This is a genomic window from Guyparkeria sp. (assembly GCF_046540515.1).
Classification (GTDB): Bacteria; Pseudomonadota; Gammaproteobacteria; order Halothiobacillales; family Halothiobacillaceae; genus Guyparkeria.
This window is the reverse complement of the sequence record NZ_JBKHFB010000109.1, coordinates 1-3,867: the sequence shown is the minus strand read 5'-3', so window position 1 is coordinate 3,867 and position 3,867 is coordinate 1. Positions and strand designations below refer to the sequence as shown.

The following is a 3,867-nucleotide window of genomic DNA, read 5'->3' as shown; positions in this document are numbered from 1 at the left end:
CCTCGGGCGATGATCTCGGCCTTGGTCAGGTGCAGCAACGGTGCGTGAATCTCGAACGGATGATCGGCGGCGGTGGCGATATTCGCCAACTCCTGGAACTTGTCGATGAACGCCGGCCGGCAGTCCGGGTAACCCGAGTAGTCGACCGCGTTCACGCCGATGTAGATCCGGGTGGCGTCCAGTTGTTCTGCCCAGCCGAGGGCAAACGAGAGGAAGGTGAGGTTGCGCGCCGGGACGTAGGTGCTTGGGATGGCCGCATTGTCCGGCGCGTAGTCGGGGACGGCCCGGTCGCTGTCGGTCAGCGAGGAGCCCGTGCCACCGCCCATGTCGATTCGGATGGTGCGGTGGGCCACGGCGCCCACGGCCGACGCGACACGATCGGCGGCCTCGAGCTCGACGCGGTGGCGCTGGCCGTAATCGAAGCTGAGCGCGTGCACGGCGTAGCCGTCGGCACGGGCCTGCCAGGCCAGCGTGGCCGAATCGAGCCCGCCGGAGAGCAGCACCACGGCCGGCTTGTCGGGCGACGCTGCCACGTTCAGCGTCCCGGCTCGTCGCCCCAGACCAGCTTGTGCAGCTGCATCTGGAAGCGGATCTCGAGGCCGGTTTCCAGGATCCAGTCGGCCAGCTGGGTGGGGGTGATCCCGCCGAACACCGGCGAGAACAGCACCGCAAAGCGCCTGGCAAGGTCGTGTTCGCGGACCCGTTCGACGGCCCAGTCGAAATCCTCGCGCGAGCCGATCACCACCTTGATCTCGTCGCGCGGCTTGAGCGCCCGGAGGTTCGCCCAGCGGTTGCGCTCGACCTCCCCGGAGCTGGGGGTCTTGAGGTCCATGACGATGTGCACGCGCGGGTCGACTGCCGAGATGTCGAGCGCGCCGCTGGTTTCCAGACTCACCACGTGCCCGGCCTCGACCAGCTCCCGCAGCAGGTCGACGCAAGCCGGCTGGGCCAGCGGCTCGCCACCGGTCACGCAGACATGCCGGGTATCGAGTTCGGCAACCCGCGCGAGAATGTGCTCGCGCTGCATGCGCTCGCCGCCGGTGAAGGCGTAGGCGGTATCGCAGTAGACGCAGCGCAGCGGACAGCCGGTCAGGCGGACGAACACCGTCGGCCAACCGATGTGGTCGGACTCGCCCTGCAACGAGCGAAAGATCTCGGTAATGCGCAAGGTGCGCGTCGAGGGCGGCGCGACCGATTCAAGCGCCTCGGGGCGATCGAGGGACACCACCGACATCAATCGCCCAGGCGCGACAGGCGCTGCTTGGCCAGTCCGGCCGCCTGCGAATCCGGGTGATCGTCGATGACCTCCTGTAACAGGCGGCGGGCGGCGTCGTTATCGCCTCGCTCCTCGGCGACGTAGCCGAGCTTGAGCTTGGCGTCCGGGATGCGGTTGCTGTCCGGGAAGCGCTCGATCACCTCGCCGTAGGCCTTGCCGGCCGCGGCGTAGTCCTGCTGGACGTAGTAGGTCTCGCCCTGCCAGAAGAAGGCACCGGCGGCCCATTCGCCCTGGGGGTTGGCGTCGATCACCTTCTGGAAGGCCTCGACGGCCTGTTCGTACTTGCCGCTTTTCAGGACCTCGAAGGCCTCGTTGTAGAGCGCCTGCTGCTCGGCCTCGCTGGCACCGCCCCCGTTTCCGTCGCCCGACTCGCCATCGCGGGCCGATTCATCACCGCCCTCGTCACCGGAACGCTTTGCCTCTTCCTCGTCCGCATCGCCATCGCCGCTGACGGCGGCCACGGCTTCCTCGGGAACGTCCTGCCCCACCGGGTCACCGCGGCCGATCGACGCCGATCCTCTCGAGGAGGCGGACGGCGCCGAACGGGCGGCCTCCTCGACGTCGTCAAGACGGCGTTGCTGGCGCTCGATGGTGCGCTCCTGCTCGGAGAGTTGACCGCTCATGCCCTGCACCTGGCGCTCGAGCTCGTCGACCCGTTGCATCAGTCGCTGGAGCAAGACCGCCTGACCGGACTGGTTGTCTGCAACGGCGACATTGGCCGCCGGCACAGGGGCACTCTGCGTGCTCGGCCCGGCCTTGGCATCGTCATCGTTCTCGGACGATTCGTTCGATCCGCCGCCCCAGTTGAGCCAGCCCGGCGCCTGCTGCGCGGCCACCGGCATCGCGGCACTCCCGGCGAAAAGGGAGGCGGCCAGGGCAGCCGCCAGCGGCGAACGGGTAATGGAATGCATCGCGTGAATCGTCTTTGCCTTAGTCATTGAATGGTCCCCAGACCGGATCGCGTACCTTGCCCCGATCGTAACTCAGGGTCTGCGGCTCGCCGCCGATGGCGGGCGAAATCTTGAGCACCGAGCCGCTGCCCGACTGCGCGGCGTAGACCACCATGGCACCGTTGGGGGCATAGCTGGGGCGCTCTTCGCCGCCATCCCGGCTCAGGAGCGTGCGCTCGCCATCCTCCAGCGCCTGCTCGGCAACGTAGAACCCGCGATCGTCTCGCACCACCAGGGCCAGGCGCTCGCCGTCCGGCGAGACGCGCGGGCCGGCGGCGTAGGGGGCGTCGAATGTCAGGCGGCGGGCGCGATCGTCCGGCCCGGCCTTGCGGAAGATCTGCGGCTGGCCGAAGCGATCCGAGGTGAACGCCAGCGTGCGGTTGTCCGGGTACCAGCTGGGTTCGGTCTCGATCGCCCCGGATCGTGTCCACTGGGTGCTCCGACGGGTGTCGAGGTCGATCACGTAGATGTCCGGGTTGCCGTCCTTGGAGAGGGTGACGGCGATCTTGTCGCCGCGTGGCGACCAGGCCGGGGCGCCGTTGATGCCCGGGAAATCGGTGAGCTGGTAGCGCTCGCCGGTGGACAGGTCCTGCACCCAGATCGCCGAGCGATTGCCCTCGAAGGAGACGTAGGCCAGCCGACCGCCGTCCGGTGACCAGCTCGGCGACATGATCGGGTACGGCGACTGCAGCACCGTGCGCGGATCGGCACCGTCCGAATCGGCGATCTGCAGCGTGTAGGTACGGTCTTCCGGCGAGCCGCGCTCGGTCACGTAGGCCAGGCGAGTGGAGAAGGCGCCACGCTCGCCGGTCAGTTCCTCGTAGACGATGTCGCTGATGCGGTGGGCGACCGAGCGGTCGGCGGACGCCCCGGCCGTGATCTGGCTGCCGGCGAGACGCTCGCCCGAGCTGACGTCGATCAGGTAGAAGCGGGTTCGCAGTCGATCCCCGTCCGGCTCGACCTGTCCCAGGACCAGGTAGCGCGCCTTGCCGGCTCGCCAGTCGTCGATACGCAACTGGTCCGGGGAGGCCGGACGGCCGGGCATGGCGTCACGCGCGATCGGGGCGAACAGGCCGGAACGGGCCAGGTCGTCGCCGATGATCCGCGCCATGTCGTCCACGTCACCCGACTGGTCGAACGGGACCACCGCGATCGGCACCCCGCTCTCGGTGCCACCGCTGATGTCGATCTCGAGCGCGGCCTGAGCCGGCATGACGAACGCCAACGCCCCAACCAGGAACATGGCGGTCAACGAACGATGCAAAAGGGCCAGTACTGTCATGTGGGTCACCCCGGGTAGGCCGGTCATTCCGGCTTGAAATTGAAACGGAGTTCTTCCTGGAAGATCGAGTCACGCTCCGGCTTGGGCAAGGGTGAGGCGGCCTTGATCGCCTGCACCACCGAGCGCTCGAACAGCCGATCGCCGTCGCAGCGCTCGACCGTGACGTTGCGCACCTGGCCGTCGGCGTCCTGGCGCACGGTGACCGTGCAGGTCCAGCCGATCCGCGCGCCGCGCGGGCGCTGCCAGTTGTCGCGCACCTTGGACTGAATGGCCGCCGCCCATTTGCTCAGGGCATCGCGTTCGGCGCGGGCCTGCTGCTCGGAGGCAAGCTGTTCACGCAACGCCTGTTCGCGGGCCTC

The 3,867-nt window shown here is 68.5% G+C and carries 5 protein-coding genes; all 5 read right to left on the bottom strand.

What is annotated here, in order from left to right; genetic code table 11:
* A partial coding sequence (queC, locus tag ACLFRM_RS09195) for a 7-cyano-7-deazaguanine synthase QueC (RefSeq protein ID WP_410755440.1) occupies positions 1 to 533 on the bottom strand: 533 nt, incomplete at its 3' end.
* Between the two features lie 2 nt (positions 534 to 535).
* The gene (gene queE / locus ACLFRM_RS09190) at positions 536 to 1,234 is read right to left on the bottom strand and encodes a 7-carboxy-7-deazaguanine synthase QueE (RefSeq protein WP_410755439.1); all 699 of its coding nucleotides are present in this window, start codon (positions 1,232 to 1,234) and stop codon (positions 536 to 538) included.
* Positions 1,234 to 2,187 carry a tol-pal system protein YbgF gene (gene ybgF, locus ACLFRM_RS09185; RefSeq protein ID WP_410755438.1) on the bottom strand — a complete coding sequence of 318 codons (954 nt, stop codon included), beginning with the start codon at positions 2,185 to 2,187 and terminating at the stop codon, positions 1,234 to 1,236. Before ybgF ends, queE begins: the two co-directional genes overlap by 1 nt.
* A gap of 19 nt (positions 2,188 to 2,206) precedes the next feature.
* Entirely contained in the window at positions 2,207 to 3,508 is a 1,302-nt protein-coding gene (gene tolB / locus ACLFRM_RS09180; RefSeq protein WP_410755437.1) for a Tol-Pal system beta propeller repeat protein TolB, read from the bottom strand.
* Between the two features lie 23 nt (positions 3,509 to 3,531).
* Positions 3,532 to 3,867, bottom strand: a 336-nt coding sequence (gene tolA, locus ACLFRM_RS09175) for a cell envelope integrity protein TolA (protein WP_410755436.1), incomplete at its 5' end; no start/stop codon positions are given.

What these genes read in the sequence shown, in the direction of transcription:
- ybgF (WP_410755438.1), bottom strand. Translation starts at nt 2,187, where the DNA reads ATGCATTCCATTACCCGTTCGCCGCTGGCGGCTGCCCTGGCCGCCTCC.
- queE (WP_410755439.1), bottom strand. Translation starts at nt 1,234, where the DNA reads ATGTCGGTGGTGTCCCTCGATCGCCCCGAGGCGCTTGAATCGGTCGCG.
- tolB (WP_410755437.1), bottom strand. Translation starts at nt 3,508, where the DNA reads ATGACAGTACTGGCCCTTTTGCATCGTTCGTTGACCGCCATGTTCCTG.